Consider the following 14108-nt stretch of genomic DNA (forward strand, 5'->3'; position numbering starts at 1 on the left):
TTTATAAAAATATCAATAAATTATAAATAAAACGACTTCGTGCTCAAGGACCATACAATGCAATTCAGCATTCAGCAGCAGGCTGCCCATCGAAATCTCTCGTACGTTGTGGCAGAAAAAATAGCTCACAGTATCCTGTCTGGTCAGTATGCTGCTGAAAGTATTCTTCCAGGAGAAAATGAGCTCTGTGAAATCTACAGCGTAAGCCGAACGGCTATCAGAGAAGCCGTTAAGATGCTTACGGCAAAGGGAATGATTCTGGCCAGACCGCGTATAGGAACTCGCGTTATGCCTCAGTCCTACTGGAACTTTCTTGATAAAGAGTTGCTTTCATGGTGGATAACCAAAGACAACTTTCTGGAAGTCACCGATCACTTTGTTGTTCTTCGCCGCGCTCTAGAGCCACAGGCCGCCGCCTTAGCCGCTACTAATGCAAGCAACGAACAGCGCTATCAGCTCTCTTTACTTATGGCCGAAATGAGGGCTCTACACAGAGAATTTGACGCTGATACCTGGGTTAAAGTCGACACAGACTTCCATGAGCTTATCTATACTGCTAGCTGTAACCCATTACTCACGTCATTCTCCATACTATTCAGCTCTGTCTATCAAACGTACTTCAGATCGGTCACCAATAATGAAGTGATAAAATTGGAACATCACCAGTCTATTGTTGACGCTATATTGAAGAAAGACGCAGAAGCGGCACTGACGGCAACGCAGGCGCTGTTGGAGAAAGATATTAAAGTCTACAATTTCTGACTGACGGGGCTGTGAATGACTCAGGAAACGCGCAGCGTAGCGGGCCTTCCCTGGATTGCCGCTATTGCATTTTTTATGCAGGCGCTAGACGCAACCATTCTTAATACAGCAGTACCGGCTATTGCTAAAAGCCTTAATCATTCACCGCTTGCAATGCAGTCTGCCATTATTAGCTATACGCTAACCGTTGCGATGCTCATTCCTATTAGCGGTTGGCTGGCAGACAAATTTGGCACTCGAAAAATATTCACTCTTTCCGTTCTTCTATTTGTCTCAGGTTCACTGCTTTGCGCCATGTCGGGCTCACTCCTTATGCTTGTCGCAGCCCGAATCATTCAGGGCGTTGGCGGAGCAATGATGATGCCAGTGGCTCGCCTGGCGCTTTTGCGCGCCTATCCGCGCAGTGAGCTTCTTCAAGTTCTGAATTTCATCACCATACCCGGCCTGGTTGGCCCCATTATTGGGCCGCTGTTGGGGGGATGGCTGGTAACTTACGCCACCTGGCACTGGATTTTTTTAATTAACATCCCCATTGGCCTTATCGGCATATTTTACGCCCGCATTTACATGCCGGACTTTACTGCGCCAAGCAAAAAATTTGATACCCTCGGATTTTTACTGTTTGGCCTCAGCCTCGTTATGATGCTCAGTGCTTTATCCCTATTTAGCGAGAAGATTGTTTCCACAACAATCTCAGTCACTATTTTTATTATTGGCATCGCGCTACTGCTGATGTATATACGGCACGCACTTACTTCGTCCCACCCACTGTTTCATCTCTCTTTATTTAAGATAAGGACATTTTCCATCGGCATTTTCGGCGGGATCATTTCTCGGTTGGGTACCGGAAGCGTTCCTTTCCTCATGCCGCTTATGCTACAGGTAGGATTTGGCTATTCAGCGCTGACCTCAGGGATGATGATGGCTCCGACAGCAGTCGGTTCACTAATGGCAAAATCCGCCGTTACCTCTGTTCTAAGGCGGTTTGGCTATAAAAAAACGCTGATATGTGTCACTGTGCTTATCGGCATAATGATCGCCATGCTGTCATTGCAGAACGCCGGTGAACCCCTTTGGATGCTGATTGTTCCCATGTTTATTATTGGAATAGTCATGTCGATTCAGTTCACATCAATGAATACCATCACGCTTGGCGATCTGGATGAAAAAACGGCCAGTTCAGGAAATAGCCTGATGGCCGTCAGTCAGCAGCTTTCTGTAAGCTTCGGCGTTGCCGTTAGCGCAACAGTGCTCCACGCCTATGAAAGCGTTTCTTTTGGCAACACTATCGACCACTTCCACTATACGTTTATTACCATGGGTCTTATTACGCTGATGTCGTCGACTATCTTTATGAACTTAAGTCCTAATGACGGCAGCGGTCTGATAAACAAAAAGAAGTAATCAATCTAGATATCAATCTGCGTTCCCAATTCTATTACCCTGTTGGGCGGTATCTGGAACTGATCCGGTGCCCTCAGAGCGTTGCGGTTAAGCGCCAGAAACAGCTGCCCTCTTGCACGAAGATACCAGGGCCGTTTTCCCAATTTGACTGATTCATGTGAAAGGAAAAACGACGTTTCTTCCATACTAAAGGGAAGCCCTTCCAGCCCACACAGATAAAAGATGTTTTCGACATTCGGCGTTTCTTTATAGCCGTAACTGGTAACAACCCGCCAGAAAGAGGGCGAAAGCTGCTCGATAGTGACTCGCTGAACGTTATGAACATAGGGTGTATCAACAGTTTTTATCGTCAGCAATACCACTCTTTCATGCAACACTTTATTGTGGGTCAGGTTATGCAGCAGGGCAAAAGGGATCACATTTGTAGTTCTTATCATGAAAACGGCAGTGCCCTTTACCCTAGTTGGGGGATTTTTCTCTAAAGAGGCTATCAGTGCCTCCAGTGAGTTACCGTGTTCGTTAAGAAGGCGCAGCAGCCTGAACCGCTCACTTTTCCACGACGTCATGATAATAAACATAATCAGCCCCAAAAGCAGAGGCAGCCAGCCGCCGGAAAACACTTTAACGGCGTTAGCAAAAAACAGCGGCACATCCACAAACAGGAAGACGGATAAAATTATAGCGATCAGCGGCGTTGACCAATGCCAGTTTTGCCTAGCAACCGTACAGGAAAGAAACGACGTTATAACCATTGTTCCCGTTACCGCAATACCATAGGCCGCAGCCAAATTGCTGGAGTGCTTAAAGGTAACTATCACTAGCACAACGGCAAAATAGAGCATCCAGTTGATTACCGGAATATAAATCTGGCCAGCTTCCATATCGGAAGTATGCAATATCCTCATCGGTGGCAAGTAGCCTAGGTGGACAGCCTGCCTCGTCAATGAGAAAACACCGGAAATAACAGCCTGTGAAGCAATAACGGTTGCCAAAGCAGCCAGAATGAGTAAAGGGATTAGCGCCCATTGTGGAGCCAGTAGAAAGAATGGGTTCTTAATGGCTTCCGGCGTTCTCAACAGCAGCGCCCCTTGGCCAAAGTAGTTCAGCACTAAGCAGGGAAGAACTACAGTAAACCAGGCATAGCGGATAGGCATCTTGCCAAAGTGCCCCATATCCGCATAAAGCGCCTCCACGCCGGTAATGGAAAGCACTACTGCACCGAGAGCAAAAAACGATAGTGACTTATATTGAAGGAAGAAATCCAACGCCCAGCCTGGGTTAAGCGCGTAGAGGATTTGAGGGCTTAGAAAAATGCTGTGAACGCCAAGCGCACCAATAACGATAAACCACAGCAGCATAACCGGCGCAAATACTTTACTGACTCCGCCCGTACCGTGCTTTTGAATACAAAATAAAAGAGTTAGTACCGCTATTGCGCAGGGAACCGTATAGGCATTGAGTGATGGTGCTAATACTTCTAACCCTTCCAGAGCCGACATAACGGAAACTGCTGGGGTTATAACAACTTCCCCGTAAAAAAAGCTGCCTCCAATCAGGCCCAGCACAACAATAAGTCCCGTTTTTTTATCGCTGGCAAACCTTCCAGCTAAAGACATTAGCGTTAATATTCCGCCTTCCCCAGAATTATCTGCTCTCATCACAAAGCAAAGATACTTAATGGAAACGACGAAAATCAGCATCCAAAAGATAAGTGAAAGAAAACCAAAAATAACGTCTGGCTCAACGCTAAATCCATAATATCCTGAAAAACATTCCCTTAAGGTATAAAGAGGACTCGTGCCTATGTCGCCGTAGACAACGCCTATCGTCGCAAGCATCGCCCCAGGTAGCGAACGTTTATTATCAGTACTCATAAATATTCTTATGTCAGTGATTAACGCCACAGACAGGTGATATGTAATAAAGGTTAATTATAGATGGTATAGATACATTGCACTTTCCTTAATAAAATATTTTTATAAATGGTGGCTACATATATTTATTATTTATAAAGATAATACAATTCTATGAATGCTATAATATTATTTCCTTTATAGCAGCCAGTATTACCTAACCTATGCTTAATTCAATTCCCCTGTCAGAAAGAGTCACTCGCCTGAGCAACCATCTTGGCTCCGGTCTCTACGAAAGGCAGCACGCTGTCAGGCTTTGTTTACTGGCTGCTCTTTGCGGGGAAAGCGTTTTTCTACTCGGCCCTCCTGGTATAGCAAAAAGCCTTATAGCGCGCCGGTTAAAATATGCCTTTAAACAGGCTAACTCCTTTGAATACCTGATGACGCGCTTCTCCACACCGGAAGAGGTGTTCGGTCCTCTATCTATCAAAGCGCTGAAAGAAGAGGGGCGCTACGTTCGCCTAACTCAGCACTATTTGCCCGAAGCAGAAATCGTTTTTCTGGATGAAATCTGGAAAGCCGGGCCCGCCATTCTTAATACACTACTCACGGCAATTAACGAGCGGCGTTTTCGCAACGGCGATACTGAATCTGAAATACCGTTAAAGCTTTTAATCGCTGCCTCTAATGAACTCCCGGAAGAAGACAGCAGCCTGGAGGCGCTTTACGACAGAATGCTTATTCGAATTTCTCTCACTAACGTCCAGGAAAAAGAGAGTTTTCTGTCCTTAATTAGTCAAAGTGGTGAAGAAAAGGTCAATTCAGCCGTCGAAGCGCTGGGTGTAGACGACGAAGAGTACCAACAGTGGCAGCAGCACATTGATAAAATAGCGCTTCCGGAGGAGGTTTTTGAACTAATTTACCGACTTCGCCAGGAAATTAGCACACTAGATAATGGGCCTTACATCTCCGATCGACGTTGGAAAAAAGCGGTTCGCCTTCTTCAGGCCAGCGCGTTCTTTAACGGGCGAAAGTCTATCGATACCATAGACATCATTTTGCTTAAGGACTGTCTATGGCATGACGAACATTCACAGTCGCTGGTTAATCGGCAAATCGAAGGGCTAATGGCCGAGCTAGCCTACCAGCAGCAGGCTATGCTCATACAAATCCAACAAATAAATCGCGACTGGATGAAGTATCAACAGCAACAGTCAAAGCAGCAGTCTCTGACTGTTGAGGTAAAAAACACCCTGTTTAGCCGCCGGCCTATCTATCAGCTAAGTCTTCCTTCAGGCGTTTCCGAAGTCACCCTTACGCTAGAAACGCCCCTTACGCTTCATGAGATTGACGTTACTCACGTCGTTATCGAAAAACCTCGACTGGAGCAGTGGCTAGCTAAAGGCGACTACTTAAAAGGAAAGCTTAACGGCATTGGCTTTATGCAGTCTCTGGACATGGCCGTTAACGACAACCTACAGCTGGTTTTACAGGATGCTGGGCTTTCAACATCTACACTCTATCTGTCTAACAGCACAGGGAAAATTCAGCCGTCAGAGCAGCTGACTCAGAGACTCTTACAGGTTCAAAATCGCCTTAGTGAACAAAGAAAGCGCTTTAATGACGCTCAGCCCTGCCTGTTTATAGAAAAAGGCTGTCTGACGAAAATAGAAGCGAGTCTACTCGCCGTTCATGAAGAAATAGAGCGGCAAAAACGACGTTTTCAGTCCCCTGAACAGCATCAATGAGCCTGCAAACCATAGAGCTGTTGCTTTCCATCAGTGAAAGCGAGCTCATAGAGGAAATGATCATAGGGCTGCTGGCCGCGCCGCAGCTGGCGCTTTTCTTTGAAAAATATCCGAAAATAAAACGCTCTTTTGATAAAGAAATTACCAGCTGGAAAAAAAAGCTGCGCTACCAGCTACCTCAATCTAACGTACCTTCAGCCATTTCCCATGAGTTTACGCTTTATAAACAGGCCATATCCTGGAATACCGCTGACTTTGCTAAACAAGCAAACTCCCTTGTCGATAGCCTAAAGTCCATAAACGCCCCTTTTAGCGATCGGGCTGAAGCTCTCCTTAAGTCAACCGATAGCCGTGAAGAAGGGTTTCAAAGCCTATTCATCGACAGCTGGAGAAAATCGCTGTCACAGCAGGTTTCTTCTTTACATATTTCCCTTCTGGAAACTGAGTGGGACAAGCTGATGGAAGATCTGCAGGAACGGCTTGTCGTCAGTAGCAAACTGGAGCCGCTTTTAGTAGAAAATGACAAAGGTGCCGGCCAGCTGTGGGACATGAGCCGTGCGCAAAAGCATAAAGCAGACTGCGAAAAGCTGATTGAGTACGGTAATTTCCTCGTAAGCCAGCCTCAGCTTCTGCAGATAGCTGAAATGCTGGGCAGGAGCTATAAGCCCGTAACGCTCGATCGCAGGGAGTCTCAAAACGAAGAATATAAAATTATGGTCAGGGAGCCTGCCGTACTGCCGGACAGTGTCGAGGGCATCCACTTAAGCAATGATATCGTTCGCATGTTGCCCGCAGAGATGGTCTTACTTAACGTTGACGATCTGGAAACTGAATTCTACCGCCGCTACCTTGAACAACAGCTACTCACCTACCGCCTGAAAGGCGACGTGTGGCGAGAAAGAACCAAGATCCGCGCCGTTTCAAAAACCGTCAGCGAACGCCAGCCCGGCGGTCCGTTTATTGTTTGTGTAGACACATCAGGCTCTATGGGTGGCTTTAATGAGAAATGCGCTAAAGCCTTTTGCCTGGCACTCTTGCGCATCGCGATGACAGAAGGGCGAAAGTGCCACGTCATGCTGTTTTCAACCGGCGTTATTCACTATGAGCTCACCTCAGCAAGCGGTATATCAGAAGCCGTTCGCTTTCTCAGCCAGAGATTTCGCGGCGGTACCGATCTGGCTGGCTGCCTAAAACAGACACTAGAAAAGATTGAAGAAAAAGAGTGGCAAGACGCGGATATCGTCGTTATATCAGACTTTATAGCCCAGAGCCTGCCCGAAAGTCTTACTCTTAGGCTGATAGATAAACAGAAAAAAAGCGGCCACCGCTTTCACGCAGTGGCCATGTCTAAACACGGTAAGCCCGGCATCATGAAAACCTTCGATCGCATCTGGCGATTCGAAACCGAGCTTGGTCAGCGGCTAAAGCGCCGCTGGTTTAATCATTAAAGCATGCACTCAACCGCTTCGCGCTGCTCCGGAGTCCACACGCCGCACTGTACCTGACCAATGTGCTTTTGTTGCAAAAGCAGCATCACCAAACGGGACTGGCCAATACCACCGCCGATAGTCTGAGGCATTTCACCGCGCAGCAGCGCCTGGTGCCATTCTAGCGCCAGTCGAGACTCATCGCTGGTTAGTGCCAGCTGACGCTTCAGCGTTTCAGCATCAACGCGGATCCCCATAGAGGAAATCTCAAACGCGTCCTGAAGCACTGGGTTCCACACTAGAATGTCACCGTTCAAGCCAAGGCCGTCTTCACCTGGGGTTGTCCAGTCATCATAGTCTGGCGCACGCACGTCGTGAGATTCTCCGTGTGACAGCTTACCGCCAATACCGATAAGGAAAACGGCACCCAGTTCTTTAGCAATAGCGCGTTCGCGGCCTTTGGCATCCAGAGTTGGATAACGCTGCAGCAGCTCTTCACTGTGAACAAAATGAATCTCTTCGGGCAAGAACGGCTTTAAGCCAAATTCACGCTCAACGGCCGCTTCAGTCTCTTTAATAGCAGAGTAAATGGTGCGAACAGTTTGCTTGAGGTAGTCAGAACTGCGTTCGCCGCTTCCCATTACGCGCTCCCAGTCCCACTGATCGACATAGACGGAGTGAATAGGGCTTAGGCGATCTTCATCCGGACGCAGCGCCTTCATGTGAGTGTAGATCCCTTCGCCGGTCATAAAACCAAAACGCCCCATAGTTTGGCGCTTCCACTTAGCCAGAGAGTGAACCACTTCGAACGTCGCTTCCGGTATAGCCTTCACTTTTACCTGAACCGCTTTCTCACAGCCAGAAAGGTTATCCTGAGTACCGTCTCCCACGCGACTCAGAATAGGCGCCTGAACTTCAATCAGTCCGAGCTTTTGCTCAAGCTGGCGCGAAAAGAACGATTTAACAAAGCTTATCTGTTGTTGTTTTTTAATAAATGGCTGTTTCATTGTGTTTGTCTCAGTGTAGTGACTTCGTTGATAAACATTATTCAACACAAACAGACTTAAATTCAATATTCAACAACCAATATAGCTATATTGGTTTTTATTATTCAATTTAATCGCTATATTAATATTGAAACGACAAAAAAGAGGAATAAAAATGGCCGATAATTACCAGATCGATAATTTGGATAGAGATATTCTTAATGAACTGATGAAAAACGCCCGTGTCCCCTATGCTGAACTGGCAAAAAACTTTAACGTCAGCCCAGGCACTATTCACGTCAGAGTTGAAAAGATGAAGCAGGCGGGGATCATTTTAGGCACTCAGGTTGAGATCAGCCCGAAGAAGCTTGGCTACGACGTTTGCTGTTTTATAGGCATTATTCTTAAAAGTGCAAAGGACTATCCAGAAGCGCTAATCAAGCTCTCTAATCTAGAAGAGGTCGTTGAAGCCTACTACACCACCGGTCATTACAGCATATTTATCAAAGTGATGACCCGCTCAATCGATGGCTTACAGCATGTACTTATCAACAAGATCCAGACGATTGACGAGATCCAGTCAACTGAAACGCTGATCTCCCTACAGAACCCTATTATGAGGACGATCAGACCATAAATTATTTTTTAATACCCATATTGTCCACAGGTAGATCCCAGCCATTTCACCGCGTACAATGCGCGAAATGTAAATCTAAAGAGAAAGACAATGCCTGATATTACCCTCATCAGCGGCAGTACCCTCGGCGGCGCCGAATACGTAGCGGAACATCTTGAAGAAAAGCTTAACCTGGCTGGCTTCAGTACCGAAGTGCTACACGGAGCAGAGTTCGATGAGCTTAGTGATGAAGGGATCTGGCTTATTGTCACATCAACGCACGGTGCAGGTGAACTACCTGATAACATCCAGCCTCTTTTTGAACAGATAAAAGAGCAGGAACCAGACTTAAGCCAGATCTCATATGGCGCAGTTGGTCTTGGAAGTAAAGAGTACGATACCTTTTGCGGTGGCATAAAAGCCTTTGATAGTCTTCTTCAAGAAAGAGGGGCCAAAAGAATAGGATCCCTATTGGAGATCGACGTTACAGAACATGAAATACCAGAAGATCCAGCAGAAAAATGGCTCGATCTCTGGCTAGACGATCTAAATGAAAGCGCTTTTTTAAAAAAATAAATGTGTATAAGTACACTTAAAACCCGGTGTAATCCTGTAGTTATCCATATAACAACATAGAACCGAAGAACCCCTTGTGGATAAATAGGCTTTCTACCCCCACGTTATAGAGAGAAAGATCACCTTTATTTCACAGCTAAAGGATCCGTTTAATAATATGATCCTTAAAGTGAAAGGATCCTTATCCACAGAAGATGAGGATCCTAATAAAAGATCCAATAAAGAGATCTCTAAATAAAAAGATCTTTCTTTATTTAATCCCAGATCCATCGAGGTTGGACTAATCTTCAAAGTCGAGTAGAATCAGCGCCCCTGGATCGCGTATTCCAGGCTGCAGATCGTTCGAACATCCCGAGGTGTCATACCATGTTTTATCCAGATTCCTTTGACGTCATCGTTATCGGTGGCGGCCATGCGGGAACGGAAGCCGCTATGGCTTCAGCCCGTATGGGAAAGCAAACTCTTTTGCTAACCCACAACATCGACACGCTGGGACAAATGTCCTGCAATCCAGCCATTGGTGGGATCGGAAAAGGACATCTGGTTAAAGAAATCGACGCCATGGGTGGATTGATGGCTCACGCCATTGACAGAGCCGGTATTCAGTTCAGAACGCTAAACGCCAGTAAAGGTCCTGCTGTAAGAGCAACTCGTGCTCAAGCAGACCGCGTTCTTTACAAACAGGCTGTACGCACCGCACTGGAAAACCAGCCTAATTTGACTCTCTTCCAACAGCCTGTTGAAGATCTTATTGTTGAAAACGATCGCGTTACCGGTGCTGTAACCCGAATGGGCCTAAAGTTCAGGGCTAAAGCGGTTGTATTGACAGTAGGTACTTTTCTTGACGGCAAGATCCACATCGGCTTAGAGAACTACAGCGGCGGTCGCGCTGGAGATATGCCATCAATAGGGCTTTCACAAAGATTAAGAGAGCTACCGCTAAGAGTTGGACGACTGAAAACTGGTACACCTCCACGCATTGATGCGCGATCCATAAATTTTGATATTCTTCAGCAGCAGCACGGCGATACGCCGATGCCAGTATTTTCGTTCATGGGGAATGCGAACGAACACCCCGAACAGGTACCGTGCTATATCACCTATACGAATGAAAAAACGCACGACGTCATCCGTAATAATCTCGATCGTAGCCCAATGTATTCAGGGATAATTGTTGGGATCGGCCCCCGCTACTGCCCTTCAATTGAAGACAAAGTGATGCGGTTTGCCGATCGTAATGCCCATCAGATCTTCCTTGAACCTGAAGGGCTAACCAGTAACGAAATCTATCCTAACGGGATCTCTACCAGCCTGCCGTTCGACGTACAGATGCAGATAGTTCGCTCTATGGTGGGGATGGAAAATGCCCGGATCGTTAGACCAGGCTATGCGATCGAGTACGATTTTTTCGATCCGCGCGATCTTAAACCAACCCTTGAGAATAAATTTATCCAAGGGCTGTTTTTTGCCGGTCAGATTAACGGTACGACAGGCTATGAAGAAGCGGCTGCTCAAGGGTTACTCGCTGGGCTTAATGCCGGTCGCTTTGCGTCAGAACAGGAAGGCTGGGCTCCTCGTCGCGATCAGGCCTACATTGGCGTTCTGGTTGACGATCTTTGCACGCTGGGTACACAAGAACCCTATCGAATGTTTACGTCCAGAGCGGAATATCGACTCCTTTTGCGTGAAGACAATGCAGATCTGCGCCTGACTGAAGAAGGGCGCCAGATGGGATTAGTGAGTGACGATCGCTGGGAACATTTTCTGCGTAAGCAAGAAAACATTGAGCGCGAGCGTCAGCGCCTGAAAGACGTTTTGATTCATCCGACGATGCCTCAGGCTGAAAGAGTAAACTCTCTTCTGAAGTCTCCTCTTTCCCGTGAAGCAACGGGAGAAGAGCTGTTAAAACGCCCGGAAGTTAGCTATGCGTCTTTGACAGAAATCGCGCCGTTTAGTCCAGCCCTAGAGGATCTTCAGGCTGCTGAACAGGTTGAGATACAGGTTAAATATGAAGGCTATATTGCCCGCCAGAGGGACGAAATAGAGAAACATCTACGCAATGAAAATGCGATCCTGCCTGCCGATCTTGATTACAAATTGGTGACTGGTTTGTCTAACGAAGTCTGTGCGAAGCTTAACGATCACAAACCTACTTCGATAGGTCAGGCGTCTCGTATTTCAGGCGTTACTCCAGCGGCAATATCGATACTGCTTATCTGGTTAAAAAAGCAGGGAATGCTGCGTAAGAGCGCTTAAGGAGACGATGTGGAAAACCGCTTTAATCGACTGCTTGCTGCTGCCAGTATAGACCTGACTAACGAGCAAAAGCAGCGCCTTTTAGGCTATGTTACGCTGCTGGACAAGTGGAATAAGGCCTATAACCTGACGTCAGTAAGGGATCCACAGGAAATGCTGGTTCGCCACGTTATGGACAGCATTGTTGTTAATCCCCACCTGTCTGGAACACAGTTTATTGACGTAGGTACTGGGCCTGGGTTGCCCGGTATTCCGCTTGCTATTGTCAGGCCTGATTCCAAATTCACGCTGCTAGACAGCTTGGGAAAGCGGATCCGCTTTATCCGTCAGGTTGTTCACGAGTTAGGATTAACCAACGTAACACCCATTCAGAGCCGGGTTGAAGAATATTCTATTCCTGAAGGTTTTGACGGCGTGATAAGCCGTGCTTTTGCCTCTTTGGGAGATATGCTGACCTGGTGTCACCACTTGCCGAAAACCGGTGGGCGCTTTTATGCGCTAAAGGGCATCATTTCAAACGAAGAGCTTTCTCAAGTTCCTGAAGGCTTTTTCGTTAAAAACGTCGTCGAGTTGAACGTGCCTGAACTGGAAGGTGAACGACACCTTGTCGTGGTCGAAGCTAAAAAATGACGTGGGTGGAGTGTGATACTGCATCCAAATTTAATTAATCGTGCTCTGAGAAGTGCTTATTTTATCTAAAAAAGAGCGCTTTTTTTGTGTTGATAGCACTGTATTTTTATATTCTATTTTTAACATTTTTAAAACACTAAATATACAAGTAGACGTGTGTTGATAAAAGACATGTTGTTCATATTTTCGTCACTTTGCAGTTTTAATTTTCTATTCACTCTGCTGTCCTTATTGAATCCATTCAGTCTATTGATTTTATATAAAATTATTATTTATTAGTAAGATATAAGATTATTTTCAGCGTCTGATAACGGTTTTTTTTATGTGATAGCGTTCACAAAAAGATAATTATTCAATACAGAATTTTGTTTATTAGTAATAATAAGCATCGTTTTTTTCAAAACGCTCGAAAAGTGGATATTTGCATTTTTAAATATTTATTCACTTTTTTGTTACCTGAGTGTGGAATAAACCTGATTTCCCCGTATAATTTACCTGCTTTTTGACGCTTGACTCTGGTCAGCAAAGACAGTTTTATACGGTACTTGGTTTTTTGTTTTGTTTAGACAAAAGCTAACGCTTTATCGAGATGATACGCCATGTCTGTAGTGCTTTATGATACCTTGATGGCTCGCAGACTGTTGTTAGTGCAATTTACCGTCGTTATTCTGTTTAGCGCCGCTTTTTGTATTAACAGCCAAAAGTGGGCTATTTCCGCACTTTTTGGCGGGTTGTCTGTGTGTTTGCCCAATGCGCTGTTTTTCCTTCTGACAAAATGGTGTCGGGGGGGATCACAGAAAGGGTACTTGGCGTGGCCGTTTTTTATCGGCGAGATAGTCAAGATTGCACTGACTGTCGTACTATTGGTCGTTGCGTTAGCAGTATTCAAGGCAGAGCCATTGCCCGTTTGTATAGCCTATCTGGCTGCGTTAGTGGTGCAAATAGTGGCGCCTATAGTCATAAATATTTTTCATAACTAGTTGATAATCAAGAGTGAGAGGCATCATGTCTGCATCAGGGGAAATCTCTACTCCACAGGATTACATTGGCCATCATTTAAACAACCTTCAGCTGGATTTACGCACGCTGGAGATTGTTAAACCAGGGGTAGACTCGCCTGGTTTTTGGGCATTAAATATCGACTCGCTGTTCTTTTCGATAGCTCTTGGTTTACTGTTTCTCTGTATTTTCAACCGCGTCGCTAAAAGAGCGACCAGCGGCGTTCCGGGTAAGCTTCAGTGCGCAGTAGAGCTCATCATCGGCTTTGTTAACGGCATGGTTAAAGACATGTACCACGCTAAAAGCAAGCTGATCGCTCCTTTGGCGCTGACCGTCTTCGTTTGGGTTTTCCTGATGAACCTGATGGATTTGCTGCCTATCGATCTTCTGCCCTACATCGGCGAACACGTTTTTGGTCTGCCTGCGCTGAGGGTTGTACCCACTGCAGACGTCAGTATTACGCTTTCCATGGCGATTGGCGTATTCTTCCTGATCCTTATCTACACAGTGAAGATGAAAGGCTTCAAGGGTCTGTTCCACGATCTGGCTCTGCAGCCGTTTAACCACTGGGCATTTATCCCTATTAACATCATTCTGGAAGGCGTTAGCCTGCTGTCCAAGCCGGTTTCTCTCGGTCTGCGACTGTTCGGAAACATGTATGCGGGCGAACTTATCTTTATCCTGATTGCCGGGCTACTGCCATGGTGGTCACAGTGGATGCTCAACGTACCTTGGGCGATATTCCACATTCTTATTATTACGCTGCAAGCCTTTATCTTTATGGTTCTGACGATTGTCTATCTGGCGATGGCGTCTGAAGAACATTAATTTTCACAACCAACTGCTTAGTT

Annotated in this window: 12 protein-coding genes; 10 read left to right on the forward strand and 2 right to left on the reverse strand. The window is 46.1% G+C overall.

The window, feature by feature from the left end; translation table 11 throughout:
* Positions 1 to 57 precede the first annotated feature (57 nt).
* Both DQM29_RS17520 and mdtD read left to right on the forward strand, forming a co-directional pair.
* Positions 58 to 762, forward strand: coding sequence for a FadR/GntR family transcriptional regulator (locus DQM29_RS17520; protein ID WP_111741853.1), 705 nt, complete (start codon positions 58 to 60; stop codon positions 760 to 762).
* Between the two features lie 15 nt (positions 763 to 777).
* Positions 778 to 2166, forward strand: a complete 1389-nt coding sequence (mdtD, locus tag DQM29_RS17525; RefSeq protein ID WP_111741854.1) for a multidrug transporter subunit MdtD — start codon at positions 778 to 780, stop codon at positions 2164 to 2166.
* A gap of 5 nt (positions 2167 to 2171) precedes the next feature.
* On the opposite strand, the gene kup is transcribed toward mdtD, so the two are convergent.
* Positions 2172 to 4040 carry a low affinity potassium transporter Kup gene (gene kup / locus DQM29_RS17530; protein ID WP_111741855.1) on the reverse strand — a complete coding sequence of 623 codons (1869 nt, stop codon included), beginning with the start codon at positions 4038 to 4040 and terminating at the stop codon, positions 2172 to 2174.
* A gap of 203 nt (positions 4041 to 4243) precedes the next feature.
* Here kup and ravA point away from each other — a divergent pair, with 203 nt between their 5' ends.
* Both ravA and viaA read left to right on the forward strand, forming a co-directional pair.
* On the forward strand, positions 4244 to 5767 hold the full coding sequence (gene ravA / locus DQM29_RS17535; protein ID WP_111741856.1) for an ATPase RavA: 1524 nt from the start codon (positions 4244 to 4246) through the stop codon (positions 5765 to 5767).
* Entirely contained in the window at positions 5764 to 7215 is a 1452-nt protein-coding gene (viaA, locus tag DQM29_RS17540; protein ID WP_111741857.1) for an ATPase RavA stimulator ViaA, read from the forward strand. Before ravA ends, viaA begins: the two co-directional genes overlap by 4 nt.
* Here viaA and asnA read toward each other — a convergent pair.
* Entirely contained in the window at positions 7212 to 8201 is a 990-nt protein-coding gene (asnA, locus tag DQM29_RS17545) for an aspartate--ammonia ligase (protein ID WP_111741858.1), read from the reverse strand. The genes viaA and asnA overlap by 4 nt on opposite strands.
* Positions 8202 to 8355: 154 nt before the next feature.
* Here asnA and asnC point away from each other — a divergent pair, with 154 nt between their 5' ends.
* From asnC to atpB, 6 genes are all read left to right on the forward strand, one after another.
* The gene (gene asnC, locus DQM29_RS17550; RefSeq protein WP_111741859.1) at positions 8356 to 8817 is read left to right on the forward strand and encodes a transcriptional regulator AsnC; all 462 of its coding nucleotides are present in this window, start codon (positions 8356 to 8358) and stop codon (positions 8815 to 8817) included.
* Between the two features lie 90 nt (positions 8818 to 8907).
* Positions 8908 to 9372, forward strand: a complete 465-nt coding sequence (gene mioC / locus DQM29_RS17555; RefSeq protein WP_111741860.1) for an FMN-binding protein MioC — start codon at positions 8908 to 8910, stop codon at positions 9370 to 9372.
* 366 nt (positions 9373 to 9738) lie between these two features.
* Positions 9739 to 11628 (forward strand): tRNA uridine-5-carboxymethylaminomethyl(34) synthesis enzyme MnmG, encoded by a 1890-nt coding sequence (mnmG, locus tag DQM29_RS17560; protein WP_111741861.1) that lies wholly within the window; start codon positions 9739 to 9741, stop codon positions 11626 to 11628.
* Between the two features lie 9 nt (positions 11629 to 11637).
* The gene (rsmG, locus tag DQM29_RS17565; RefSeq protein ID WP_111741862.1) at positions 11638 to 12258 is read left to right on the forward strand and encodes a 16S rRNA (guanine(527)-N(7))-methyltransferase RsmG; all 621 of its coding nucleotides are present in this window, start codon (positions 11638 to 11640) and stop codon (positions 12256 to 12258) included.
* A 599-nt stretch (positions 12259 to 12857) separates the two neighbouring features.
* On the forward strand, positions 12858 to 13238 hold the full coding sequence (locus DQM29_RS17570) for an ATP synthase subunit I (RefSeq protein ID WP_111741863.1): 381 nt from the start codon (positions 12858 to 12860) through the stop codon (positions 13236 to 13238).
* Between the two features lie 25 nt (positions 13239 to 13263).
* Positions 13264 to 14085 (forward strand): F0F1 ATP synthase subunit A, encoded by an 822-nt coding sequence (gene atpB / locus DQM29_RS17575; RefSeq protein ID WP_111741864.1) that lies wholly within the window; start codon positions 13264 to 13266, stop codon positions 14083 to 14085.
* The last annotated feature ends 23 nt before the right edge of the window (positions 14086 to 14108 follow it).

Origin of the sequence: Leminorella richardii, from assembly GCF_900478135.1 — a bacterium.
GTDB lineage: Bacteria > Pseudomonadota > Gammaproteobacteria > Enterobacterales > Enterobacteriaceae > Leminorella > Leminorella richardii.